At 68.2% G+C, this 24,258-nt stretch carries 21 protein-coding genes and 1 pseudogene; 11 read left to right on the plus strand and 11 right to left on the minus strand.

Going from position 1 to position 24,258, the window contains the following annotated elements; translation table 11 throughout:
• Positions 1–26 precede the first annotated feature (26 nt).
• From arsB to KVT39_RS08655, 9 genes are all read left to right on the plus strand, one after another.
• Positions 27–1,097, plus strand: coding sequence for an ACR3 family arsenite efflux transporter (gene arsB / locus KVT39_RS08615; protein WP_217588516.1), 1,071 nt, complete (start codon positions 27–29; stop codon positions 1,095–1,097).
• A gap of 65 nt (positions 1,098–1,162) precedes the next feature.
• Positions 1,163–1,885, plus strand: a complete 723-nt coding sequence (gene arsH / locus KVT39_RS08620; protein WP_217588520.1) for an arsenical resistance protein ArsH — start codon at positions 1,163–1,165, stop codon at positions 1,883–1,885.
• 20 nt (positions 1,886–1,905) lie between these two features.
• Positions 1,906–2,427, plus strand: coding sequence for an arsenic resistance N-acetyltransferase ArsN2 (arsN2, locus tag KVT39_RS08625; RefSeq protein ID WP_254640396.1), 522 nt, complete (start codon positions 1,906–1,908; stop codon positions 2,425–2,427).
• A 495-nt stretch (positions 2,428–2,922) separates the two neighbouring features.
• Positions 2,923–3,435, plus strand: a complete 513-nt coding sequence (locus tag KVT39_RS08630; protein WP_217588521.1) for a YkgB family protein — start codon at positions 2,923–2,925, stop codon at positions 3,433–3,435.
• Positions 3,436–3,484: 49 nt separating this feature from the next.
• Positions 3,485–3,997: a hypothetical protein gene (locus KVT39_RS08635; protein ID WP_217588522.1), complete on the plus strand. Its 513-nt coding sequence runs from the start codon at positions 3,485–3,487 to the stop codon at positions 3,995–3,997.
• A gap of 130 nt (positions 3,998–4,127) precedes the next feature.
• Positions 4,128–5,537 (plus strand): circularly permuted type 2 ATP-grasp protein, encoded by a 1,410-nt coding sequence (locus KVT39_RS08640; protein ID WP_034181091.1) that lies wholly within the window; start codon positions 4,128–4,130, stop codon positions 5,535–5,537.
• A 41-nt stretch (positions 5,538–5,578) separates the two neighbouring features.
• Positions 5,579–6,526, plus strand: coding sequence for an alpha-E domain-containing protein (locus KVT39_RS08645; RefSeq protein ID WP_204493936.1), 948 nt, complete (start codon positions 5,579–5,581; stop codon positions 6,524–6,526).
• Positions 6,527–6,538: 12 nt separating this feature from the next.
• Positions 6,539–7,339: a transglutaminase family protein gene (locus KVT39_RS08650; RefSeq protein WP_034181093.1), complete on the plus strand. Its 801-nt coding sequence runs from the start codon at positions 6,539–6,541 to the stop codon at positions 7,337–7,339.
• A complete protein-coding gene (locus tag KVT39_RS08655) occupies positions 7,336–8,148 on the plus strand; it encodes a peptidase (RefSeq protein WP_217588523.1) in 813 nt (270 codons plus the stop codon). Before KVT39_RS08650 ends, KVT39_RS08655 begins: the two co-directional genes overlap by 4 nt.
• 47 nt (positions 8,149–8,195) lie before the next feature.
• Here the strand turns inward: KVT39_RS08655 and KVT39_RS08660 are convergent, their stop codons facing one another.
• Both KVT39_RS08660 and KVT39_RS08665 read right to left on the minus strand, forming a co-directional pair.
• The gene (locus KVT39_RS08660; RefSeq protein WP_131946719.1) at positions 8,196–8,414 is read right to left on the minus strand and encodes a hypothetical protein; all 219 of its coding nucleotides are present in this window, start codon (positions 8,412–8,414) and stop codon (positions 8,196–8,198) included.
• 335 nt (positions 8,415–8,749) lie between these two features.
• A pseudogene (locus KVT39_RS08665) lies at positions 8,750–10,330 on the minus strand (APC family permease); the annotation flags it as partial.
• Between the two features lie 699 nt (positions 10,331–11,029).
• On the opposite strand from KVT39_RS08665, the gene KVT39_RS08670 reads away from it, so the two are divergent.
• Positions 11,030–12,016, plus strand: coding sequence for a glycoside hydrolase family protein (locus KVT39_RS08670; RefSeq protein ID WP_217588527.1), 987 nt, complete (start codon positions 11,030–11,032; stop codon positions 12,014–12,016).
• On the opposite strand, the gene KVT39_RS08675 is transcribed toward KVT39_RS08670, so the two are convergent.
• The 9 genes from KVT39_RS08675 to KVT39_RS08715 all read right to left on the minus strand — a co-directional run bounded on the left by KVT39_RS08675 (position 12,017) and on the right by KVT39_RS08715 (position 22,891).
• Positions 12,017–13,081 carry a hypothetical protein gene (locus KVT39_RS08675; RefSeq protein ID WP_254640397.1) on the minus strand — a complete coding sequence of 355 codons (1,065 nt, stop codon included), beginning with the start codon at positions 13,079–13,081 and terminating at the stop codon, positions 12,017–12,019.
• A complete protein-coding gene (locus KVT39_RS08680; protein ID WP_217588529.1) occupies positions 13,071–14,360 on the minus strand; it encodes a lipopolysaccharide biosynthesis protein in 1,290 nt (429 codons plus the stop codon). Before KVT39_RS08680 ends, KVT39_RS08675 begins: the two co-directional genes overlap by 11 nt.
• Positions 14,357–15,520 (minus strand): polysaccharide pyruvyl transferase family protein, encoded by a 1,164-nt coding sequence (locus tag KVT39_RS08685; protein WP_217588531.1) that lies wholly within the window; start codon positions 15,518–15,520, stop codon positions 14,357–14,359. Before KVT39_RS08685 ends, KVT39_RS08680 begins: the two co-directional genes overlap by 4 nt.
• The gene (locus KVT39_RS08690; protein WP_217588533.1) at positions 15,517–16,731 is read right to left on the minus strand and encodes a glycosyltransferase family 4 protein; all 1,215 of its coding nucleotides are present in this window, start codon (positions 16,729–16,731) and stop codon (positions 15,517–15,519) included. The genes KVT39_RS08685 and KVT39_RS08690 overlap by 4 nt, the downstream gene beginning before the upstream one ends.
• A complete protein-coding gene (locus KVT39_RS08695; RefSeq protein WP_217588534.1) occupies positions 16,728–18,998 on the minus strand; it encodes a polysaccharide biosynthesis tyrosine autokinase in 2,271 nt (756 codons plus the stop codon). The genes KVT39_RS08690 and KVT39_RS08695 overlap by 4 nt, the downstream gene beginning before the upstream one ends.
• Positions 18,995–19,492 (minus strand): low molecular weight protein-tyrosine-phosphatase, encoded by a 498-nt coding sequence (locus KVT39_RS08700; RefSeq protein WP_204493955.1) that lies wholly within the window; start codon positions 19,490–19,492, stop codon positions 18,995–18,997. Before KVT39_RS08700 ends, KVT39_RS08695 begins: the two co-directional genes overlap by 4 nt.
• On the minus strand, positions 19,489–20,727 hold the full coding sequence (locus KVT39_RS08705; RefSeq protein WP_217588536.1) for a polysaccharide biosynthesis/export family protein: 1,239 nt from the start codon (positions 20,725–20,727) through the stop codon (positions 19,489–19,491). Before KVT39_RS08705 ends, KVT39_RS08700 begins: the two co-directional genes overlap by 4 nt.
• A 126-nt stretch (positions 20,728–20,853) precedes the next feature.
• Positions 20,854–22,242 carry an undecaprenyl-phosphate glucose phosphotransferase gene (locus tag KVT39_RS08710; RefSeq protein WP_217588538.1) on the minus strand — a complete coding sequence of 463 codons (1,389 nt, stop codon included), beginning with the start codon at positions 22,240–22,242 and terminating at the stop codon, positions 20,854–20,856.
• 106 nt (positions 22,243–22,348) lie between these two features.
• The gene (locus KVT39_RS08715) at positions 22,349–22,891 is read right to left on the minus strand and encodes an NUDIX hydrolase (RefSeq protein WP_235212495.1); all 543 of its coding nucleotides are present in this window, start codon (positions 22,889–22,891) and stop codon (positions 22,349–22,351) included.
• Between the two features lie 450 nt (positions 22,892–23,341).
• On the opposite strand from KVT39_RS08715, the gene KVT39_RS08720 reads away from it, so the two are divergent.
• Positions 23,342–24,172, plus strand: a complete 831-nt coding sequence (locus tag KVT39_RS08720; protein WP_175746861.1) for a peptidyl-prolyl cis-trans isomerase — start codon at positions 23,342–23,344, stop codon at positions 24,170–24,172.
• The last annotated feature ends 86 nt before the right edge of the window (positions 24,173–24,258 follow it).

Genomic DNA, 24,258 nt, shown 5'->3' on the forward strand with positions numbered 1-24,258 from the left:
GCGACTTCGAGACCGATACCCGTCCAATGAACACGTCCAACGTCGCTCCGCCGGAGCAGGCTGTCGCCAAGCCTTCCATCAACTTCTTCGAACGCTATCTGACCGTCTGGGTCGCGCTGTGCATCGTCGCCGGCATCGCGCTCGGCCAGGCGCTGCCCGGCCTGTTCCAGCAGATCGGCCGGATGGAATACGCGCAGGTCAACCTGCCGGTCGGGCTGCTCATCTGGGTGATGATCACTCCGATGCTCGTCAAGGTCGACTTCGGCGCGCTGCATGAAGTGCGTCAGCACGTGAAAGGCATCGGCGTCACGCTCGTCGTGAACTGGCTCGTCAAGCCGTTCTCGATGGCGTTCCTCGGCTGGCTGTTCATCCGGCATCTGTTCGCGCCGATGCTGCCGGCCGATCAACTCGACAGCTACATCGCGGGCCTGATCCTCTTGGCCGCTGCACCGTGTACGGCGATGGTGTTCGTATGGAGCCGGCTGACGGGCGGCGATCCGCTGTTCACGCTGTCGCAGGTCGCGCTGAACGACAGCATCATGGTGATCGCGTTCGCGCCGCTGGTCGGCCTGCTGCTGGGGATGTCGGCGATATCCGTGCCGTGGGCGACGCTGCTCACGTCGGTCGTGCTCTATATCGTGATCCCGGTGATCCTCGCGCAGCTCTGGCGCAAGCGGCTGTTCGCGAACGGGCAGGCGGCGTTCGATGCCGCGATGGCCAGGATCGGTCCGTGGTCGATCGCCGCCTTGCTGGCCACGCTCGTGCTGCTGTTCGCGTTCCAGGGCGAAGCGATCCTGAAGCAGCCGCTGGTGATCGCGCTGCTCGCGGTGCCGATCCTGATCCAGGTGTTTTTCAATTCGGCGCTCGCTTACTGGCTCAATCGCGCCGTGGGAGAGAAGCACAACATCGCGTGTCCGTCGGCGCTGATCGGCGCGTCCAATTTCTTCGAGCTGGCGGTCGCGGCTGCGATCAGTTTGTTCGGTTTTCATTCCGGCGCGGCGCTGGCCACCGTCGTCGGCGTGCTGATCGAAGTGCCCGTCATGCTGCTGGTGGTGCGCATCGCCAACCGGTCGAAGGGCTGGTACGAACGTGCTTGAGCAAACGGGAGAATCCATCTGCATGAACTACGTCACGATTCAATGCGATCACGCGGAGGGTGCGCATGTCTGACCGTCTGAATGACCTGCCGCAACTCGACGTCGAATCGTTCCGCGTGCCGGATGCCGGCCAGTTGCGGCCGGCGGTGCCGTCGACGCATCCGCCCCGGTTCCTGCTTTTGTACGGCTCGCTGCGCGAGCGCTCGTTCAGCCGGCTGCTGATCGAGGAAGCCGCGCGCCTGCTCACCGCAATGGGCGCCGAAGTGCGCGTGTTCAATCCGAGCGGCCTGCCGCTGCCGGACGATGCGCCCGAGAGTCATCCAAAGGTCGTCGAGTTGCGCGAACTGGTGCAGTGGTCGGAAGGCATGGTGTGGTGCTCGCCGGAGCGGCACGGCGCGATGACCGGCATCATGAAAGCGCAGATCGACTGGATTCCGCTGTCGATGGGTGCCGTGCGGCCGACGCAGGGCAAGACGCTCGCCGTCATGCAGGTCAGCGGCGGCTCGCAATCGTTCAATGCGGTGAACCAGATGCGCGTGCTCGGACGCTGGATGCGCATGCTGACCATCCCGAACCAGTCGTCGGTGGCGAAGGCGTTCGTGGAATTCGACGAAGCAGGGCGGATGAAGCCTTCGGCTTATTTCGATCGCGTGGTGGATGTGCTGGAGGAACTGGTCAAGTTCACGCTGCTGACGCGGGATATCGGGCCTTATCTGGTGGATCGGTATAGCGAGCGGAAGGAAAGCGCGGAGGAACTGTCGAAGCGCGTCAATCAGCGCAGTATCTGACGTGCCTCGGTGCGGCGCCCATGACGATCCACAGCGGACGGTCGGCCACGTGCACCTCGGCGCTCGCGAATCACTACCGCCTGAAAAGACTCTACCTTTCGAGGATCGGCATCATGCAACTACGCACTGCGGCGACATCCGATCTGGTTTCGATAGAGTCCCTGCTTCGCGCTTCCGATTTGCCTGTCGCCGGCGTGGCGGAATACTTGCCGAATTTCATTGTGGCCGTCGATGACCGGACCGTCATTGCATGCGGCGGTATCGAACACTACGGCAACTTCGCGTTGATCCGTTCGATTGCCGTCGCTGCGCAAGCGCGCGGCGGCGGGCTGGGAAAGACGATCGTTTCGCGCTTGCTGGCGGAATGCCGCAGTCGCGCGGTCGAAGCGGTAGCGTTGCGCACGACCACGGCGGAGCGCTATTTTGCTCGGCAGGGTTTTGTGCGCATTACGCTCGGTGACGTGCCTGGACCGCTGCTATCGTCCGGTCAGTTCGCCGGTGTGTGCCCGGCATCTGCGGCCATCATGCTGAAGGTGATTTAGCCGAACGCGCGGCGTCGACGCCGAACCGTTCGCCATCGAAGACGATCCGCACCTTACTTTGCAACCGTGATGCCTGCCGAATGCGCGCGCTGCGCGGGCCGCACCACGGTTTCAACATGCCGGCCCAGCGACACCGGCACTTCCATCACCTGACCTGGCGAAACGTAATCGGACTGGTCCGATTGGGTCGGCTCCGCGATCGGGATACCCTTCGGGTACCGGATCTGAACGGCGTCCTGCCTGCCGTCACCCGTCTGCCATTCCCGTTCGCGAGACCGCGCGTTGCGCGGCCCATCGTGTTCCTCCGGCGCCAGCCGCGAGCCGTCGCGTGCTCACTCGCTGATTCACTACTTCAAGCAGCATACGCGCACGGCCAATCGCGTCAGCGATATCGCGCCGAATCAGACGGGTCCGATTCATTTGCGTCCCTCGCGTTCATAGAATGGAATCGATGATGCGCTTCACGCGCATTGCCATTCGACGGAGGCGTTCCGCATGACCGTTCTTGATTCCTTCTCACGCATTGCCGAGCGCACGCACGGCTCGCGCAGTTCGTTCGCACTGCTGCGTTGGTCGCTAGTCGTGATCTTCCTGTGGTTCGGCGGAATGAAGTTCACCGCGTACGAAGCAGGCGGCATCGCGCCATTCATCGCGAACAGCCCGCTGATGAGCTGGCTGCACGCGCTGTTCGGCGTGGAAGGCGCGAGCATCGCGATCGGCGCGGTCGAACTGACGACGGCCGCGATGCTGGCGGTCGGCTCGCGCGTGCCGCTGGCGTCGGTGCTGGGCGCCGCGATGTCATCGGCCACATACGCGATGACATTGGCCTTCATGCTGACGACGCCCGGCGTTGGCGAGCCAACGGCCGGCGGGTTCCCGGCGCTCTCGGCGCCGATCGGCCAGGTCCTGCTGGCGGACCTCGTGCTGCTCGCGGCATCGCTGTGCCTGCTGCTGGCGTCGCTGCCGCCGCGCGGCGGCGACGCAGCGCGGATGTCGCCCGTCGCGTGACGACGGCGGCGCGTTCCGGCTCGGCCGAGGACGGAGCCATATGAACATCATGGGCGATCGACACATCATCGGGCGGTTGGCGAGCACGCTGGCACCGTGCTTCAAGGACGTGCTGCGCCGTCCACGCCGCACATGGCGCACGACGATTCTCGCGGCGACGGCAGGATGTCTGCTCGCGGCCGCATGCATCGCGGCGCCGCGCGTGTACGAGATGCAGACGCCGGCCGCGATCGGGATGCACGACGGAGCGAACCCAGTGCACACCGGTTCCGTCGTGCGCCCGGCGGCCGTACCCGTCGGCGCCGCACGGCACGGCGTTGGCGACCCGGCGCGCACCGCGCACGATTCGGCCGTGCATGCGGCCGCGCGCGCGAAAGCGCGCTATCCGCGCCGGCCCGATGCATCGTCCGATACCGCGAAGGCGCTCGGCATGACCGACGCGGAACTCGCGTCGTGGCTTACCGACATTCGCCAGCAGACGTCGGAGCCGACGTTTCATCCACGAGAACGCGGCGCCGCCGAACTTCACCCGATGCACCCTGCGCGCCCGACCGATTCCTGACGCTGCCGGGCGGCACGACTTCCGAAGACCGGCGCGGCCGCCGGTCGCGCCTGCCGCCCGTTCCCGATGCGCGTCGCGCCGTACGCCGGCGGCGGCGTATCCAACCAGAAACCAGCAAGCGGAGACAAGCATGCAGTTCTACGACGAGATGCATCGCGAAGGCGGCGCCGTCCGGCGCCACTACGAAGCATTCCAGCACTGGCTGAGCCAGCAGACCGACGACACGATGCGCCGCAAACGCGCGGAAGCGGACCTGATGTTTCGACGGGTCGGCATCACGTTCGCCGTCAACGGCGACGAATCGGGCGGCGAGCGGCTGATCCCGTTCGACCAGATTCCGCGCATCGTGCCGGCCGACGCATGGCGCACGCTCGAAGCGGGGCTGCGGCAGCGCGTGCAGGCGCTCAACCTGTTCCTGCACGACGTCTACCATCGCGGCGACATCGTGCGCGCGGGCATCGTGCCGGCCGCGCAGATCTATGCGAACGCGCAGTACCGGCCGGAGATGCAGAACGTCGACGTGCCGCGCGACATCCGTGCGCACATCGCGGGCGTGGACCTCGTGCGGGCCGGCGACGACGGCGCGTTCTACGTGCTGGAAGACAACCTGCGCGTGCCGTCGGGCGTGTCGTACATGCTCGAGAACCGCAAGATGATGATGCGGCTCTTTCCCGACCTGTTCGTGCGCAACCGCATCGCGCCCGTCGCGCACTACCCGGATCTGCTGCTCGACACGCTGCGCGCGAGCGCGCCGGACGGCGTCGACGATCCGGTGGTCGTCGTGATGACGCCCGGCATGTACAACTCCGCGTACTTCGAGCACACGTTCCTTGCGCAGCAGATGGGTGTCGAACTCGTCGAGGGCAAGGACCTGTTCGTCGACGGCCGGCACGTATACATGCGCACGACCCACGGGCCGAAGCGCGTCGACGTGATCTACCGCCGGCTCGACGACGATTTTCTCGATCCGCTCGCGTTCCGCAGCGATTCGGCGCTCGGCGTGCCGGGGCTGCTCGGTGCGTATCGCGCGGGGCGCGTGACGATCGCGAACGCGATCGGCACCGGCATCGCGGACGACAAGTCGATCTACCCGTTCGTCCCCGACATGATCCGGTTCTATCTCGACGAGCAGCCGATCCTGAACAACGTGCCGACGTACCAGTGCCGCAAGCCGGATGATCTCGCATACACGCTTGCGCACCTGCCCGATCTCGTCGTCAAGGAAGTACACGGCGCGGGCGGCTACGGGATGCTCGTCGGCCCGGCCGCGACGAAAGCGGAGATCGAGGCGTTCCGTGCGCGACTCGTCGCGCAGCCCGACAACTACATCGCGCAGCCGACGCTCGCGCTGTCCACCTGCCCGACCTTCGTCGAAGCCGGCATCGCGCCGCGCCACATCGACCTGCGCCCATTCGTGCTGTCGGGCCGCACCGTGAAGATGGTCGCGGGCGGGCTCACGCGCGTCGCGCTGAAGGAGGGCTCGCTGGTCGTGAATTCGTCGCAGGGCGGCGGCACGAAGGACACGTGGGTCGCGGGCTGAGCGGCACGCGCGGGCCCGAACCACAAGACAAAGGAGGCAGCATGCTGAGCCGCACCGCGGATCATATCTACTGGATGGCGCGCTATCTGGAGCGCGCGGAGAATACGGCGCGCATCGTCGACATCAACCTGAAATCGCTGCTGCTGCCGCAGGACGACGAACGGCAGCGCCGCACGCTGCGCGCGCTGCTGCGCTCGGTCGAACTCGAGCCGGCCTTCACGGCGAAGCATGGCGAACCGGCGCCCGAGACGGTCGTCGCGTTTCTCGTCGCGGATCGCGACAATCCGTCGAGCATCGTGTCCTGCCTGCGCAGCGCACGGGAGAACGCGCGCGCGGTGCGCGGCCTGCTGACGACGGAGTGGTGGGAGACGATCAACCATACGTGGATCGAGTGCGTCGAGCAGCTCGCGGCGGATGCGCTCGCGGCCGATCCGCACGAATTCCTCGAATGGGTGAAGTCGCGCGTGCACCTTGCGCGCGGCGTATCGATCGGCACCGCGATGCGCGACGACGCGTATTACTTCTCGCGGCTCGGCACGTTTCTCGAACGCGCGGACAACGTCGCGCGGATGCTCGACGTGCGCTTTCTCGACATCGAGCAGGCCACGGCCGATTCTCCGGACGAGATCGACGAGTTCTACTACTGGACGTCGATCCTCACGTCGGTGTCGGGGATGGAGATCTATCACAAGGTCTATCGCGACGTCGTGACGCCCGACCGCGTGGCCGAACTGCTGCTGCTGAACCCCGCGATGCCGCGCTCGCTGCGCGCGGCGATCGACGATTTCTGCATGACGCTCGACAAGCTGAAAAACGGTGCGTCGGCCGAGTGCGAACGCGAGGCGGGCCGATTGCGCGCGGAGCTGCATTACGCGGACATCCGCAAAATCCGCGCGCAGGGGTTGCACGCTTTCCTGAACGAATCGCTCGAGCGCGTGTATGCGCTCGGCAACATGGTCTCGCGCGCTTTCATGATGTCCGCGAGCTGAATCGAGGTTCCCATGTACCTGACCATTCGACACGACACGATCTATCGCTATTCGGCGCCGCTCACCTATTCGATCCAGCAGATCCGGATGACGCCGCCGGCGCTGCCGTCGCAGTACGTCGCGGGCTGGCGGATCACCGCGCCCGGCGCGCTCGATGCGTCGACCGATGCGTACGGCAACGCGCTGCATGCGCTGGTCGTCACGCGGCCGCTGACCGAAATCGCGCTGCATGCGCACGGTGCAATCGACACGCAGCCGCTCGACGACGGCCGGCTCGGGCTCGACCCGGGGCCCGTGCCGGTCGCGCACTACACGTGTGCGACGCGGCTGACCGAGGCCGACGGCGCGATCCGCGAGCTTGCCGCCCCGCTCGAAGCGGGCGACGGCTCCGGCGCGTTCATTGCTTTGGCCGAGCGGATCGCCGATGCGGTTGCGTACCGGCAAGGAATCACGGCCGCGACGAGCACGGCGGCCGACGCACTCGCGCTGCGGCACGGCGTATGCCAGGATCACGCGCACCTGATGCTCGCATGCTGCCGCGCGCGCGGCGTGCCCGCGCGCTACGTGAGCGGTTATTTCGACGCGGGCGACGTGCCGCATGCGGCGAGCCATGCGTGGGTCGACGTATGGGTGCGCGAGATTGGCTGGGTGTCGGTCGACGTCACGCACGCGCGCTTCGCGGGCGAAGCGTATTGCCGCGTCGCGACCGGCCGCGACTACGAAGCGGCCGCGCCGGTGCGCGGCGTGCGGATCGGCGGCGGTGACGAGTCGCTCGACGTGCGGGTGGACGTGCAGGCGGGAGGCGCGTTATGACCTACTGTGTGGCGATGCGCGTCGACGAAGGGATCGTGTTCCTGTCTGACTCGCGCACCAACGCGGGCATCGATCACGTGAGCACGTTCCGCAAGATGGCGCTGTTCGAGGTGCCGGACGAGCAGGTCGTCGTGCTGCTGTCGGCCGGCAATCTCGCGATCACGCAGGCGGTCACGCAAAGCCTTGCGTCGCAGCCGAAGACCGATCCGCAGTCGATCTGGCGCGTGCGCTCGATGCACGACGCGGCACGGCTCGTCGGCGATGCTGTGCGGGCGGTGCATGCGCGCGACGCGCAGTCGCTGAGCCAGTTCGGCGTCGATTTCAACTGCAGCTTCATCGTCGGCGGGCAGGTGCGCGGCGAGGCGCCGCGGCTGTTCCAGATCTATGCGGCCGGCAACTTCATCGAGGCGTCGACGTTGAGCCCGTACGTGCAGATCGGCGAGGCGAAGTATGGCAAGCCGATCATCGAACGGATGCTGTGCGAGGCGATGCCGCTCGCGGACGCGACGAAATGCGCGCTGATCTCGATGAATTCGACGATCCGTTCGAACGTGTCGGTCGGGCTGCCGGTCGATCTGCTCGTGTACGAGCGCGATGCGCTGCGCGCGACGAAGTTCGCGACGTTCGACGAGCATGATCCGTACTACGGGATGCTGCATACGACGTGGGCGGCGCGGCAGCGTTCGGTGTTCGACGAGATTCCGAACCTGCCGTGGGACGAAGTGCCGACGGTGCCGCCGCCGAGGGTCGCGCCGGAGCGCACGGCGTTGCGGGAGTGGGCGGAGTGGGCGGAGGGGGCGCCCGAGTAGAGGCAGGCGGGCGGTTCGCGTCCGCCTTTGCCGACCGATGCGCCGCGCTACGCCGGATCGATCGTGAAGTTCGCGAGCGCGTAGTGCGCGCGGCACGTCCAGAGCGTATTGCCGCCGCGATGAAAAACGGCGACGCCGTCACGGACGGTCATCCGCGTGCGCGGATACACGGCGCCGTGCCCGTTGACGGCGGCGGCAAGATCGTTGCGTTCCTTGCAGGCGGCCCAGTATTCGCCGTCCTGTAGTGTCGTCTGTCGATGATTCATGCTGACTCCATCGTGATCGGTATCGCGCACGCGCGGCAGGGCTTCGATGCGGGTGCTCGACGCTCGCATATGGCAGCGTTATCGAGTTGCAGCAGGATCAGCGCCCTTCAAAGCGTGGCCGCGCCCACCGGCCACCATCGAGCGCCCGCATCGAAGCCGTCGCAAGCGAAAGGTGCGCGGTATCCGGATTCGCTCGCGCCTCCCGAGCGCAGCCCTTTACAGGGCCGTCAGACCACGCGAATCCGGCACCGCGCGAAACAAGCTTATCGCCGAAAGCCGCGCAGGCCTATCAGACCAGGCTGATTCGAACCGGCACGGCGATCGGCGCGCGACGCTCAACGCACCCAGGCGAAGTAATACGCACCGCCGATCGTCAGTGCCGCGGCGACCAGCGTCGCATACGGCGCGAGATTCATCCACGCGCTCCGCTTCGGTACTTCAAGCTCCATGTCCTGCTGCATCTGCGCGGGGAAGCGGCCGCGATCCTGCCAGTAGTGGCGATAGACGAATACCGGCACGATCAGCAGCATCGCGATCAGCCCGTTGCGCAGCGTGCCTTCGCCTTGCAGATCGGCGCCAGCGCCGGCATAGACCAGATTCGCGAACCCGCACACCGCGCCCGCGGCGAGCAGCCACGTCGGGCAGCGGAACGGACGATCCCAGTTGCCGCGATCCATCCGGTGAATCCAGCCGGACTGCAAGTTCAGGAACACGAACAGCATGTAGCAAACGTTCGAGATCGACAGCACCGTGAAGTAGTCCGACATCATCAGCAGCACGAGGTTGAAGCCGAGATCGGTCCACATCGCGCGTGTCGGCGAGCCATGCTCGTTCACGTGCGACAGGTACTTCGGCAGCCAGCCGTCGACCGATGCCTGGTACAGCGTGCGCGACGAGCCCATCATCGACGTCATCACGATCAGCAGGATCGACAGCATCAGCATCACGACGATCGCGTTCGCAACCCATGCACCGCCGCCGACGAGCTTCGCCATCGCGGCTGCGACGCCGGTGCCGTCGCGAATCGACGGGTCGAGCATCGCCTGCGTGCCGAGCGCACCCTGGAACGCCATCGGCACGAGCGTCATCACGACGAGGCACAGCGCGCCCGACCAGAAGATCGCCTTCGCGGTGTCGCGGCGCGGATCGCGGAATTCGCGCGTATAGCAGACGGCCGTCTCGAAGCCGTACGACGCCCAGCCGGCCATGAACATCGCGCCGAGCGCCATCGTGACGCCCTGCCCGTTCCACGCGCCGAAGGTCGCGGCCGTGAGGTTGCCTTGCGCGTCGTGACCGAGCGGCAGCAGCGGCAGCAGGTTCGACATCGGCACGTCGCCGGTGACGAACGGCACGATGCCGACGATCAACAGCGGCGTGAGCGATGCGATGCCGAGAATGCGCTGCGTTTTCGCGGCCTTCGACGCGCCGCTGTGCTGAAGCCTGAACGTGATGAGCAGCAGGATCGCCGCGATGATGAACGTCGCGTTGATCCGCAGCGACAGACCGGGCTTGATGAAGCTCAGGTCGGCGAGCGTGAGCCGCCATTGCAGCACGGCCGCGTCGGCCGGAAAGAAGCTCGTGAGCGCGTAGCTGGCCGCGAGGCCGCAGCCGAGCGCGAGCATCGGCGACCACGCGAGCCAGTTGCACCACACGGAAACCGGCGCGATCAGCTTGCTGTAGCGCACCCAGCCGATCGCGCCGTATACCGACGCGCCGCCCGATTTGTGCGGGAACAGCCCGGAGATTTCGGCGTAGGTCGCGCTTTGAATCAAGCCCATCGTAATCGCGGCGATCCAGATCGCCCACGCGGGATGGCCGATCGTCGCCGATACGCCGCCGATCGTGAACAGCACGCCGGCCGGCACGCCGCTCGTGACCCAGAAGCCGTCTTTCCACGTGAGGGTGCGTTGCAGCGTCTGGCTTTCGGGGGCGGCGTCGTGCGAGGCCGGGCTGTGAGCCGCGCCGGCGGGACGGGTAGGTAATCCTGCGTCGCTCATCGTTGTGTCCTGTTGCGATTCCGGGGCGGCGGGTCGTGCGGTCATCGCACCCATGGGTGTGTCGATGACGCGACCGCGTGCCGTGGTCGGGAATCGGGGTGAAGAAGGCGGCCAGAGGCCGATGAAATGCGGCGGCTATCGCTGCCACAACGGCCTCGATAGCCGTGAGGATGCGTGGCCGGATCGCCTGCGAGGCCCTCGTCGGCGCTTGCGCGCCGGCCGGGACGCAATTGCGGCCGCCTGAATGCGTGCGGCGTGCCGGTACGGGCGCGGCGTCGAGCGCTGCGAGCCGATCGCCACGGCGGTTCAGGTGCGCGATCGCGCACCCGCACGTGCGTTTTTCCGGGCCGCACGACGATGGTCCCGGTATTCGACAGGCCGAGCAATCGGACTAGTCGGATTCTGTCGGATCGCATCGCGCACATGGCGCCGTGGCTCGGACCGGTCCGATTGCCGGCGCGACCAACGTAGACGATGCTGTGGGCTTTCCAGGAATCAATGCATGGGTCTGCTGATCATCGCGATATGCGTCACCGTCGCCATATTCTTCGTGTTGTGACCGATTCAGGTCGATATGACATGCGAACTTTCCATGACTGAAAAGGAGCCTTCCGCTCGATGACGAACCGGATTCGCAAGCTGGCGACGGTGGCCGTCGGCTGCCTGCTGACGGTCGCGGCATGCGCGGCCGACCGCACGCGCTGGCCGGATGCATCGAGCGAAAAACCGCTCGTCGGCGTGCAGGTCAAGATCCAGTCGTTCACGCCCGACGACGCGCGCAGGATTCACGCGACCGGCTTCGCATTCGTCCGCTTCGGCGCATGGGCCGACCGACTCGATCAAGCCGCCTATCGCGCGCAGCTCGACGAAGCCTTCGATGCCGCGCGGTCCGCCGGCTTGCCGGTGCTGCTGACCGTGCGTGCGCTCGGCTCGTTCGCGGTGGCGCGCGGCACGAAGCCGAAGGCGGCGGCGCTCGCGGCCGCGGGCGAACGGATCGCCGATGCGGTCGCGGCGCTGGCCGCGCGGCACGGGCGCGACCTGATCGCCGTCGAACTCTGGAACGAACCGGACCTCGCCCGCTACTGGCCGACGGGTGACGTGGCGCAGACCTTCCCGCCGTTCGCCGTCGCGCTCTGCCGACGATTGGCGGAAGGGGCAAAGGCCGTGCCGATCGTCGGCTTCGGGTTCGCGCGGGCGCCGCTGCCGGGCAGCGTGCCGGGCGGCCTGCTGGCGAGCGTGCAGACGGCCGCGCCGGGTTGTCTCGATGCGGTTTCCTATCACGCGTACGGCATGACGCCCGCGCAGATCCGCGCGGCGGCACGCGATATCGATGCGCGCTACGGCTTGCCGGCGATCGTCACCGAAGTCGGCGCGGCGTCGGTGGGCGGCGACGGCGAACTGCGCCAGGCGCACCGTCTGCGCACGCTGCTCGACGCACGCGGTGAACTGCAAACCCCGCTGATCGCGGTCTACGAATGGGCCGATACCGGGAACGCCAGAGACACGGCCCAGCGAAGCTACGGGATCGTGCAGGCGGACCGGACGCCGAAGCCCGCGCTCGACGCGGTTCGCGCGTCGCTGCACGCGGCTCCTGCGGCCCGGTAATCAGGCTCGCGCGCGCCGCGTGCGGATCGACCACAGCGCGACCGCGAACGGTGCGACGCTCGACAGGTGTCGCAGATAGCTGCCGAGATCGGGCTCGAACAGCATCGACACGGCCACGTGGCCGAGTACGAGGCAAGCCGGCAATTCACCGTCGCGCGCCGGCCTGGTTGCGTCGGCAACCGTCCGCCGCGCCGGCACGCGTCGCCACGCGGCGCACAGGAACAGCGCGATCAGCGCCTGCATCGCCCATCCCTTCGGATCGAACGAGAAGAACACCGGCAGGTTCAGCCGGACGAGCGAATACGCGTAATTCCCGACGAAATGCACGAACGAATCGGGCGGAAACGGATTGTAGAAACTCGTGCGCGCGCCGAACGGCGACGAATAGACGAGATAGTCGACGGCGAGGTCGCGCGGCTGCTGAAGCAGCGTATAGGCGGCGTTCGGCAGCGCGACGAGCACGGCGACGGCCAGCAGCACGCCGGCCACTCGCGGCAGCGTCGACACGCGCCGATACACCCATGCCGCGAGCGCGATCGCGAGAATCAGCGCGAAATAACCGCGGATCGTCGCCGCATAGCCGAGATACAGCGCGGCGGCGATCAGCATCGGCCGCGCCGTGCCGCGCAGGCGCGCGGCGGCGAGCACCGCGAGCGACATCGCGACGACGATCGTGTCCTTGCTGGCGACGAACAGGTTGAAGAACAGGCACGGCGCAAGCAGCACGAGATAAACGACGAGCCCGCCGAGCCGGCGCGTCTCGCGCAGCGCGACCCAGATCGTGACGACGCCGAGCGCGACCACGAACACGGCCGTGCCGGCGTTGCCGAGTGCCTGATACAGCTTGCCGACCGCGTCGAACGACGAACCGTCGTAGGTCGAGCCGCCGCCGATCTGGGTCTGGATCTTGTCCGCGTCGCGGAAGATGAATTCCGGCAGCAGCGTGCGCGCGTTCGCATAGACGCCGACATACAGCAGCGCGACGAGCGCCGCGATCGCGTCGCGCAGGCCGCGACTCAGCAGCGGCCCGCTCCAGATGACGCTTCGGATCACGTTACGCAGCATTGCCCGCTCCGGCGCGTTTGCCGCGCACGGCGGCGACGCGCGACGTGACGATCCACGCGAGCCACGCGGTCACCGCAATGCTGGCGACGAGATGCGCGACGGCCGCGCCGAGCGCGCGCTGGTCGTGCACGAGCTCGATCGACATCGGCACGCAGGCAATCGTCAGCACGGCGATCACGCCGGCGACCACGCGCCCGGCCCGCAACGCGACGGCGGCGGCCCACAGCACGTCGGCGGCGGCGCGCAGCACGAACGACAGCAGCAGCACCGCGAGGATCGCGGCCGACGGCGTATCGTTGCCTGCGTGCGCGAGCCTGAAGATCCACGGATGCATGAAGGCGATCGCGAGCGCGGCGGCGCCGGTCAGCAGCAGCGACGCGCGCAAGGCCCGCGCGAGTTCGGCGCGGAATGCCGGCGCGGCGGCGCGCGTGCTGTCGAGCGCGCTCACGAGGCGCGGCGCGGTCACCGCCACGACGGTCGCCGACGCGATCGTCTGGATCGCGTTGGCGATCGACCAGACGAACACATAGCGGCCGAGTTCGTTCGCATCGAGCTGTGCTGACGCGACGAAGCGTTCGAGATATTGCAGCACCGACAGCAACAGCAGCGCGACGAAGAACGGCGCGCCATCGCGCCAGACCGCACCGAGCCGCACGCGCGTCGCCGACAACGCAGGCATTGCCGGCAACCGGTGCGCGGCGCCCGCGATCAGCACCCAGCCGGCCGCCACGACAAAGACGTCGGCCGCGATCCAGATCGCGAACAGTCCGTCGATCGAATCGATCGCGCGCGTCGCCAGCGCACCGATCGCGACCCCGGCCCACGCGCCGGTGCGGACGAACAGCAGCCACGACGCAGCACGCGCGCGATGCAGCGAGAACAGCCACGTATTGACTTCGAGCGCCGCGTGTTCGGCGCAGGCGACGAGCACCACGAGCAGGAGCGGCATGTCGGGCAACGCGCCGATGCGCGCCGCGCCAGACGCGTCGACCGGCAGCGCGGCGACGCCGCACAGCAGCGCATAGACGCCCGCATAAAGCACGGACAATCGCACGCAGGTCCGCACCGCGTCGTGCGGATTGGGGCCGGCCAGCCGGCGATTGATCTCGGTGCTGAAGCCGAGCCCCAGCACCTTCGACGATACGACCGACACGGCGAGCGCGACACCATAAACGGCTACCGCGTCGAAGCCGAGCATGCGCGCGACGACGATCGTCAGCATGAACTTCAACCCGAGCGCACCGACCCGCAGCGCCAGGCGAAACCATGCGGCGCTCATCGTGCCGCTCCATTCGCGAGCGCGTCGCGCAGCACGGCGACGATCCGCGCACGTTCGTCCCCGAGGCGCGCGAGCCCGACCTCGGCGTGGATCCAGAACCGGCGCAGCGCATCGGGCGCGAGCAGCGTGTCGCAGACCGTATTCGCGTCGAAGTCGGCCGCATTCGCAGCCCATTGGCCGACACCGAGATCGTCATACGCGCCGAAGCCCTTGCGCTCGTAGCTCAGGTGATACGCGGGCACGCCGTGCAGGATCGCTTCGAGCGCGCCGTGCAGGCGCACGGATACGACCGCGTCGGGTGTGTCGTCGGCGAGCACGTCCTTCAGCGAGCGCGCGGCGTCGAAGCCGCGTTCGCGGTAGTACGCGGCGTCGTCGTTGCCGCGGCCCATGCTTTGCACCGCGAACGTGATGCGGCAGAACGCGCCGAGCCGCTCGATCAGCGCGTCGGTCGATGCGAGATAGCGCGCGCGTTGCGTATCGTTCCACGCGGGCGGGCGGCGCAGCACGAGCGCGACGTGCGCTGGCGTCGACGCGGCCGAGCGCACGCGGTCGCGCAGGCCGGTCGCGCGGCGCCCGAATTCGAGCACCGCGAGATCGGGCGCGCGGCGCGTGTTCGCGTTGCCGGCGAGAAACGTGGCCGAGCGGTCGTCGCGCGCGAACACGGCGTCGAAGCCCGCGAGCAGCGAAGTCAGGTGCCCGGCGAGCAACGGATTGCCGGCCGCCGGCCCGATGCTCTGCGACAGATAGACGGCCGGCTTGCGCGCCGCGCGGGCCGCGCGCATCTGCACGAGATGCCCGGCTTCGAGCTTGAGCGCTTCGATTGCATTGCGCGCGCGCAGATAGCCGCCGCCGACGCCGACGATCAGGTCGGCGCGCCGCAGCAGCGTGCGCAGGTCGGCAAGCGCCGGGTTCGCGCCGATAGGCAGCGCGGCCATCGCGGCGCCGATCAGGCGCCCGGCGCCGCCGGCGGCGAGCACGGGCGCCGGCCGTACGTCCGGATGACCGGGGAACGAAGCGGGATCGGCCGCGACGATCGACACCTGCGTGTCGGCGCCGAACGCGTCGCGCAACAGCGCGACCGACAGTTCGACGAGCAGCCCGTCGCCGGAATTGCGCGCGCTGTACGCATGCAGCAGCGCGACGTGAACGGTGCGGGTCATCGTGTGTTCTCCTGGAGAAGCTCGCGATAGACGGCGAGCGTGCGGTCGACCATCGCGTCCGCCGAGAAATGCGGGTACGCGCGCTCGCATTGATCGCGCATCAGCCCGAAGGCGCCCGGGTGATCGACCAGCCGGCTGACCGCCGCGGCGAACGCGGCCGGATCGTCGTGGTTCGTCACGGCCAGGCCGACGCGATGTGCGGCGATCAGTTCAGCCGCGCCGGCGACCTTGGTCGCGACCATCGGCACGTGTGCGGCGACGGCTTCGAGGCACACATACGGAAAGCCTTCGTAGCGGCTCGGCAGCGCGAGCAGGTCGAACGCGGAGAAGTAGCGGCGCGCGTCGTCGACGCGGCCCGCGACGTGCAGGTTCAGCGGCAGGTCGCGCGCTTCGTCGCCGGCAGCGCGAGCGAAATCGCCGGAGCCGATTGCAACGACCTGCAAGCGACGGCCATAACGCTGCTCGAGCAGGCGCGCGATGCGTACCAGGCGATCCACACCCTTCTGGTGATCGAAGCGGCCGACGAAGCCGACGACGAACGTGTCGTCGGCGAGGCCGAGCGCGATGCGCGCGGCCTGGCGCGCGAGCAGCCGCGGCGGCGTCACGCCGTTCTCGACGACGCGAATCCGCTGGCGCGCGATGCCGAGTTCATGCAGGTGGTCGGCCTCGTCCCGCGAGACTGCGACCACCGCATCCGAGCATGCATTGCCGAGCACGCGCTCGATGCCGCCGTAGAACGCGCGCTTCGCGGGCGACAGCGTCGGGTTCAGCGTATAGACCGCATGCGGCGTGTAGACCTGCTTCCACGGCCCGCGACACAGCCGAGCGAGCGCACCGGCCTTCGAGCTGTGGCTGTGCACGATGTCGGGTTGAAGCCGGCGCAGCAGCCGGCGCAGCGCAAGCAGGCCTGTCAGATCGTGCGGACCGACCGGGCGCCGCAGCGGCAGCCGGTGGAATGAATGGCATTGCGCGGCGGCGCCGGCGAGCATCGCGTCGTCGAAGCGCTCGCCGAGCGGCGCGATCAGGTGGATTTCCGCGTTCGAGCGGGCGCGCAGCCCCGCGATCAGGTCGGCCAGATGCACGGCGACGCCGCCGCCGGCCGCTTCGACGACCAGCGCGATGCGCAGCGGCGGCGTGGCCGGAACCGGAGGCGTTGCCGCGCGCGGGGCGCGGTGATCGACCGGCGGCGGCGCGAGTTCGATGTCGCTCATGCGGACCTCCGCAGCAGACGTTGCAGCACCGCGCGCAGGCGGGCGACGTGCGTGCAGCGCGTGTCGCAGGTGTAGCGATACGCTTCGTAGCGGTAGCCGCCGTATTTCGAGCCGAACGCGGACGCGCCCGAGCGCGGATCGAGGCCGTTCAGCACCACGCCGACCAGCCGGTCCGGCCGCTGCGGCAGCCGCTTCGCGGATTCAACCAGTTCGCCGGCCCGCGTCGAGCCGGCACGCGCGACCAGCAGCGCCGCATTCGCGTACATGTCGAGCCAGGTGGCGTCGGTGGCGGCGAGCAGCGGCGCGGAATCGACGACGACGAGGTCGTAGCGCGCACGCAGCGATGCGAGCAGCGTGCCGGCACGCGCGTGTTGCAGCAGTGCGGTCGGTGCGTGCGGCAGTTCGCCGGTCGGCAGGAAATCGAGGTTCGGCGCGACGCCGCGGCGCACGACGTCGTCGGCGTCGGCGCGGCCGTCGAGCAGTTCGGCGAAGCCCGGGCCGCGCTCGAGGCCGAAATACTGGTGCAGATAGCCTTTGCGCAGGTCGCCGTCGATCAGCAGCACGCGCCGGCAGCTCGCCGCATGCACCGCGGCGAGGTTGACCGACACGAACGACTTGCCGGTGCCGGGCGCGGGGCCGCTGACCAGCACCAGTGGGTGCGCGATATCCGCGAGCGAGAAGTGGAGCGAGGTCTGCAGGCTGCGCAAGCCTTCGATCGCCGGCTCGTACGGATCGTCGTACGCGAGCACGTGCAGGCCCTGGTCGTGCTGTTCGACCGCGCGCATCAACCGGCGCTGGCGCGTGGCGGCGGGCAGCACCGCGCGCACCGGCAGTGACGTATGGCGCTCGATTTCGTCGACGGCCGTGAGCCCGCCGTACAGGAACTCCCGCATGAACGCGGCGATCACGCCGAGCGCGAGGCCGATGAGCGCGGCGGCCGCGATCACGACCGGGCGGTTCGGCCGCACGGGATCGGCGGGCGCGACGGCCGCGTCGACGACGCGCACGCTGGCCGTCCTGCCGGCCTGCACGAGTTCGAGCTGCTGGATGTTGTTCAGCAGCGCGGTGTACAGATCGGTGTTGACCTTCACGTCGAGTTGCGCGCGCACTTCCTCGGCCTGCTGCGCGGGCAGCCGCGCGATGCGGCCATCGAGCGCGCCCTGCTGCCGCTTCAGCGTCGCGAGCTGCGCGTCGAGCGCGGCCATGTCGGGGTGCGTCGGCAGGAAGCGTCGCGAGAGTTCGTCGCGTTTCTGCTGCAGTTCGAGCGCGCGCGTCTGCAGGTCCGCGCCCTGCTGGAGCGCGAGCTTGCCTTCCTCGGCGAGATCGACCGAGCCGGTGCGGCTGCGCAGCGCCGCGTAGCGCGTTTCCGCGCGTTCGAGCTGCTGCTTCACGATCGGCAGCTGCCCGTTCAGGAACGTCAGCGACTGGGCGGCCTCGGCGGAACGGCGTGCGATGTTCTGCTCGACGTAGCGGTTCGCGATCGCATTGAGCGTCGCGCTGATCTCGGCCGGATCGCTGCCGCGCAGCGACGTGACCAGCACGCCCGATTGCTTGACCTTCTCCTGCACGTCGAGCGCGGTGCGCAACGTGTCGATCGTCTCGGCGCGCGATTGCCGGATCAGCTTGAAGCGCGTGCCGGGCAATGCGTCGAAACCCGTGATCTCGACGTGCAGCGGGCCGTAGCGCGTGTCGAATGTTTCCGGGTGGCCGACGGTGCCGACCGCGTCGGCTCGCATGTCCGCGCCCGTGAGGCGGTAGCGCGTGGCGTCGAGCCGCACGACGTGGAACGTGTCGCCTTCGGCGCGCGTCGGTACGTCGAACCGTGCGACGTCGATGCGCTCCTGGCCCCACGCGTAGCCGCCGAAGCCGAAGAGGCCGGGCGATACCGCGCCGTCGTTGAAGCGGGCGACGAACGCGCCGATCACCGGCACGCGTGAAGGCTTCGCGACGATATAGCTGCGCAGGTCTTCCACCGCACGCGTGACGACGAGCCGCGACGACAGGATCTGCGCTTCCGCCGAGGCCGGCGAGCCGACGTTGAAGAACGACGCGGCGTCGCCGAGCAGGTTCTTCGACGCCGCGTCGGTCGCGTCGTCGGTCTGGATCATCAGGTCGGCTTGATAGGTGGGCGGCGCGACGAACGCAACCAGCGCGCCGGCGGCGACGCAGGCCGTCGCGATCGACGCGATCGTCCAGCGCGCGTTGCGCAGCACGTCGAGCACGCGGATCAGGTCGATCTCGCGTTCGGGGGGAGAGGAAGTGTTCATGACCACAACTCGGAAACAGGAAGGGCCGGCCAGCGCGCGTCGAGACGCGGCAGCCAGCTGGCGACGGCGAGATCGATCAGCGCCGCGCAGCGGATGAAATCCGCACGCGTGCCGCGATACGGGTCGGGGATGTCGAGGCCGGGAAGTGCGTCGTCCGACGCACGTGCGTATTCGCCGAGCCGGAAGACTCGCCCGCGCAGGAACGGATGGCGCGCTTCGAGCACGCGGCGCTGGCCATCGTCCATCACGAAGATGAGCGATGCCTGCTTGCACAGGTCGGTCGTCACCGGGCGGGCGCGGTGCGTGTCGAGCGACAGGCCGCGTGCGCCGGCCATCTCGCACGCAAGCGGATCAGCCGGGCGGCCCGGCGGCGGTGCGAGGCCGGCCGAACCCACGTCGGCCTGCGGCAGCCGCGCCGCGAGCAGCGCGGCCGCGAGCGGGCTGCGGCAGATGTTGCCTTCGCACACGACGAGCAGGAACGGGCGCGCGCTCATTTCGCGGCGATCCCGGCGGCGACGCCCGTGTTGACGCTCGGCAGCAACAGGCTCAGCACGCGGCTGAAGCGCACCAGTCCGTTGCTGTCGACGTAGACGATGTCCTTCGGTTCGAGCTCGAACTGATTCGCGAGCACCATCGCGACGGGCGAGCGCGCGTCGAGATGGAACACCGTCGGCGCACGGCCCTGCGCGCCGCGGATCACGAACATCTGTGCGGCGTCGGCCGTATTCGAATTGATGCTGCCGGCCTGCAATAGCGCGTCGCTGAGCGTCAGGCGGCCGTTGCGCTTCGGCAGCGCGAGCAGCGGCCGGTTCACTTCGCCCATCACATAGACGCCGTTGTTGTCGCGCGCGCCGACGCGCAGCAGATCGCCGCCGCGCAGCACGATGCGCGCCGGATCGCGATGGTGTTCGATCAGGCTCGCGAGATCGATGCGCACGGGCGTGCCGTCGCGCACGACCGTCACGTCGCTCTGGTCGGCGGCGGGCGTGAAGCCGCCCGCGCGCGCGATCGCGTCGGCGAGCGTCATCGTCACGTCGTTGACCGGCAGCGCGCCGGGGGTGTGCACTTCGCCGTCGACGTAGACCTGCTGCGAACGGAACGACGCGACGCGCAGCGTGACCTGCGGATCGCGATAGATCGTCGACAGTGCGCGGCGCACGCGCGCCTGCGCGTCGGATGCGGTCAGCCCGGCGACCTTCAGCGTGCCCGCATACGGGAACGTCAGGTTGCCGCGATCGTCGACGACGAAGCCGGCGACCGGGTCGGCCGCGCGCGGCGGCGTTTGCTGCGCGCCACCTTGCGCGGCCGCGAGTTCGGGGTGGTCCCAGACCGTGATCTGCAGCACGTCGCCGGGGCCGATCCGGTACGACGGCGCGCGCGGCGCGGCCGGTTCGTCGAGCAAAGCGGTCGCCGCGTCACGCGCGGCGCGCTGGCGCGCGATCAGCGCGGGATCGATCGCGACGAGCGGAGGCATCGCGGCGGATGCGGTGCGGGCGGGCGCCGTCGCGCTGACGCCACCGGTATCACCGGCGGCAGGCGCCCCCGCAGTGGGCGCGCTGGCCGGCGTCGCGGCTGCTTGATCCTGGCCGTCCGCCAGCCAGCCGAGATAGGACGTGTTCATTTTCATGCCGGGCGCGAACGCGCATCCGGACAGCCACACGCAGGCCGTCAGAACGAGCGCAAGCGCACCGCGGCGGCCGGCGGCCGCCGATGCGATAGGAATGCTCATGATTACCTTCCAGTAACGCCGCGCATGACGATGCTGCGGCGCGCGACGGGCTCGTCGAAGCGGAGCCGCGCCGGGTCTATCGGAATGCGGCGGGCATGACGCCGCCGCGGCGAACGGCCGAGCCGTTCAGTAAGCGTTGGGATGCACGATCCCTTTCAGCACGGTCGCACCGATGATGCGCAGGTCGAGCGCGAACGACCAGTTGCGCAGGTAGTACAGGTCGTAATCGACGCGCGACTGCATGCTTTCGAGCCGTTCGGTCGCGCCGCGCAGACCGTTGACCTGCGCCCAACCCGTGATGCCGGGCTTGATCCGGTAGCGATGGATGTAGCCGTCCACGAGCGTGCGGTACTGCGCGTCGTGTTCCACCGCGTGCGGGCGCGGGCCGACCACCGACATGTCGCCGAACAGCACGTTGATGAACTGCGGCAATTCGTCGAGGCTCGTGCGCCGCAGGAATGCACCGACCTTCGTCACGCGCGGGTCGTTGCGTTTTGCCTGCACGACCGTGCCGGGCTGTTCGACATGCACGCGCATCGTGCGGAACTTGTAGATGTCGAACGTGCCGCCATCGCCGCCGCGCCGCTTTTGCGTGAACAGCACCGGGCCCGGCGACGTCAGCCTGATCGCGGCCGCGATCGCGAGCAGCAGCGGCATCAGCACGATCAATACCGCCGCCGCGAACGCGCGATCGAAGATCGTCTTCGTCAGCTGTGCACCGCGCGACAGCGGCGGCGCCGCGAGCGCGATCGCGGGTTCGCCGAGAATCTCGTCGACGCGGCTGCCGAACAGCGCATGCTTGCTGACGTCGGGCATCAGACGCAGCTCGACGAAGTCGTTGCGGAACTCGTCGATCACCGGCTCGACCGCGTCGTCCTCGATCGCGAGCGCGATCCAGATCTCTTCCGCCTGCGCACGTCGCGCGCACGCCGCGAACGATGCGAGATCGTCGAGCACGCGCGCCCCGTCGTCGAGTGCGGGCATCTCACCCGACGTGCGGTACGCGCCAACGAGCCGGTACGACGGCGACACGCTCGCGCCCAGCGCCGTGGCGAGGCGCTCGATGCGCGCGCCATCGCCGACGATCGCCACGCGGCACGGTGCGATCGTCGCGCGCAGGCTGCGGCGCCGCGCGACGCTCAGCGCGACGCGAAACACCACGAGCGCGATCGCGACGCCGATCGTCCAGTCGAAGAACCAGTGCAGTAGCACGACCGTGAGCGTGGTCAGCGCGACCATCTTCACGAACACGAAGCCCTGCACGACGAGCCAGAGCGCGAGCGTGCGCAGCGCGGTGCGCGTCGCGGGCAAGCGCCGGCCGTCCAGGCCCGCGCCCGCGAGCCGCAGCAGGAACGCCGCGAGCAGCGCGCTGACGCCGACCAGAATCGATTCGATCCGGAACGCCGCGAGATCGCGAAACGAACCCGTATGTGCCCATGCGGCGATCGCTACGATCGTGATGACATCGACCGCGCATACGACGATTTCGCCGCCTGTCGGCTGTCTGATTTTCATGTTTCTTTCCCTCGTTGCCTGCCGCGCGCGATCGGGGCGCGCCACCGTGCCTGTTCCGGCCGTACGACGTCATGCCGCCGGACCGGAGTTTCGTTGTTACGAAGTACTACGCAATCTGTAGATCAAAAAGATCGTCGGAATAATGCGATGTCTGACGCTCGCGATCGAGCAACGCCAGCGCACGATCGACGATGAACGGCGTCGGCCGGCTGCAGTCGAGCGACGCGACGGCGCGACGATCGATCCACGCGCATCGCGCGATCTCGCTCGCCGGGTTCGCGGTCGCCTCGTCGTCGATATCGGCGACGAACACGTGATGAAACTTGTTGCGGCCCGTCGTTCCGAACAGACGACGAGGATTGCGACAGACGAGCCCGGTTTCCTCGCGCAATTCGCGACGCGCGGCATCGGCCGGCGATTCGCCGCGATGCGGGCCGCCGCCGGGCAGCACCCAGCGGGCATGCAGGCGCGCGACCAGGAGAATCCGGTCGCCGCGTCGGCAGAGAACGGTGGCGCGCTGTTTCATGGCATGACCTCGCACGCTCGAAGCGGCGTGCAAAAAAAGCCGCCGCCCCGGAGAGGGCGGCGCGAACGGAGACATTGATCGCGATGTTTCGCGCGACTTGCCGGGTGACAGGGTTTTAGCCATCCAGCGAGGCCATTGTGTCGAATGGGCCCTACGCAGGGAATCGGATCAGTCTGAATCGTCTGTCAACGATTGTGAAAGCAGAATCAGACGGGTCTTATTGTTGATGCGCCTGCCGCTCGCGAAAATTTCCTGGTCGAACGGATGCATGGTGAGCCGTTCGATACCTCGTATCCGAAGCTAGTCTTCGTTCCAAGCGCCGCCCGGTTCGGGCGGCGTCTTTTTCCGGGGTGCGTGCCGCACGACGCAACACGGCATATCGGCATCGATCGACAAGAACGAATGCCTTGCGGCGGCCGGTGGGCTCGGCTGCTTATCGACTGACCGACTCTCCAGTTGATTGACGGAACAACGCTGCCATATGCGAGCGCAGGGCATTCCTTCCTGTCCGTGGACGTGTCGCGTCCGCTCATGCGTGCCGTTCCCCTGTTTACCTTTATCAAGGAGTGCATCATGAAAACCCGACTTCGCGCCGCCGGCGCCCTGATTGCGATCGCCTGTGCAGTTGGTGCGACGAGCGCGATCGCCGCCGATACGCAACCGCTGCCGAAAGGCGTCGCGGTTGTCGTCAACAACGTGCCGATCGCGCAAAGCGACTTCGACGCCGCGGTCAAGGCGACCGGCCAGCCGGATTCGCCCGCGCTGCGCGCGCAGGTGAAGCGCGAGCTGGTCATCAAGCAACTGCTCGGCCAGGCCGCCGACAAGGCGAACTACGGCAGCCGCCCCGAAGTGCAGGGCATCGTCGCGCGCGTGCGCGCCGACGCGGCGACCGATCTCTATCTGCGCGACACGCTGCGCCCGCAGCCGGTGACCGATGCGCAGGTGAAGGCCCGCTACGACGCGATCGTCGCGAACGCCGGGCAGTTCGAATACCGTGCGGAAGTCATTGCCGTCAACGATGCAACGAAGGCGAACGCGGCGCTGGCGAAGCTCAAGCAAGGCGTCGCGTTCGACGCGGTCGCGAAGGAATTCAACACGACCGCGAACGGCGGCGTCGCGCAATGGGTGTCGCTGAAGACGCCGCTCGCCGAAGGGCGCACGGGCGGGCTGCCGATGCCGATCGCGCAGGCGATCGCAATGGCGCCGGTTGGCGCGACGACCGGCCCGATCCAGATCGGCAATGCGTACGCGATCGTGAAACTCGACGAGAAGCGCAAGCCGGTGGTGCCGAGCTTCGATCAGGCGAAGGCCGTGTTGCGCCAGCAGCTCGAGGCGCAGTCGGGCGAGCGCGCGCTGGCGCAGCTGGTCGACAAGCTGGCCGCGCAGGCGACGATCGTGCAGTAACGCGGCGCGAGCGCGCGGCGGCGAGTCTTGCTGCGCGCAGACGCACACAGCGACGATTGCCGATTCAGTCCTGTCCGATAGGATTG

Source organism: Burkholderia sp. GbtcB21, assembly GCF_019091065.1.
Lineage (GTDB): Bacteria > Pseudomonadota > Gammaproteobacteria > Burkholderiales > Burkholderiaceae > Burkholderia > Burkholderia pyrrocinia_C.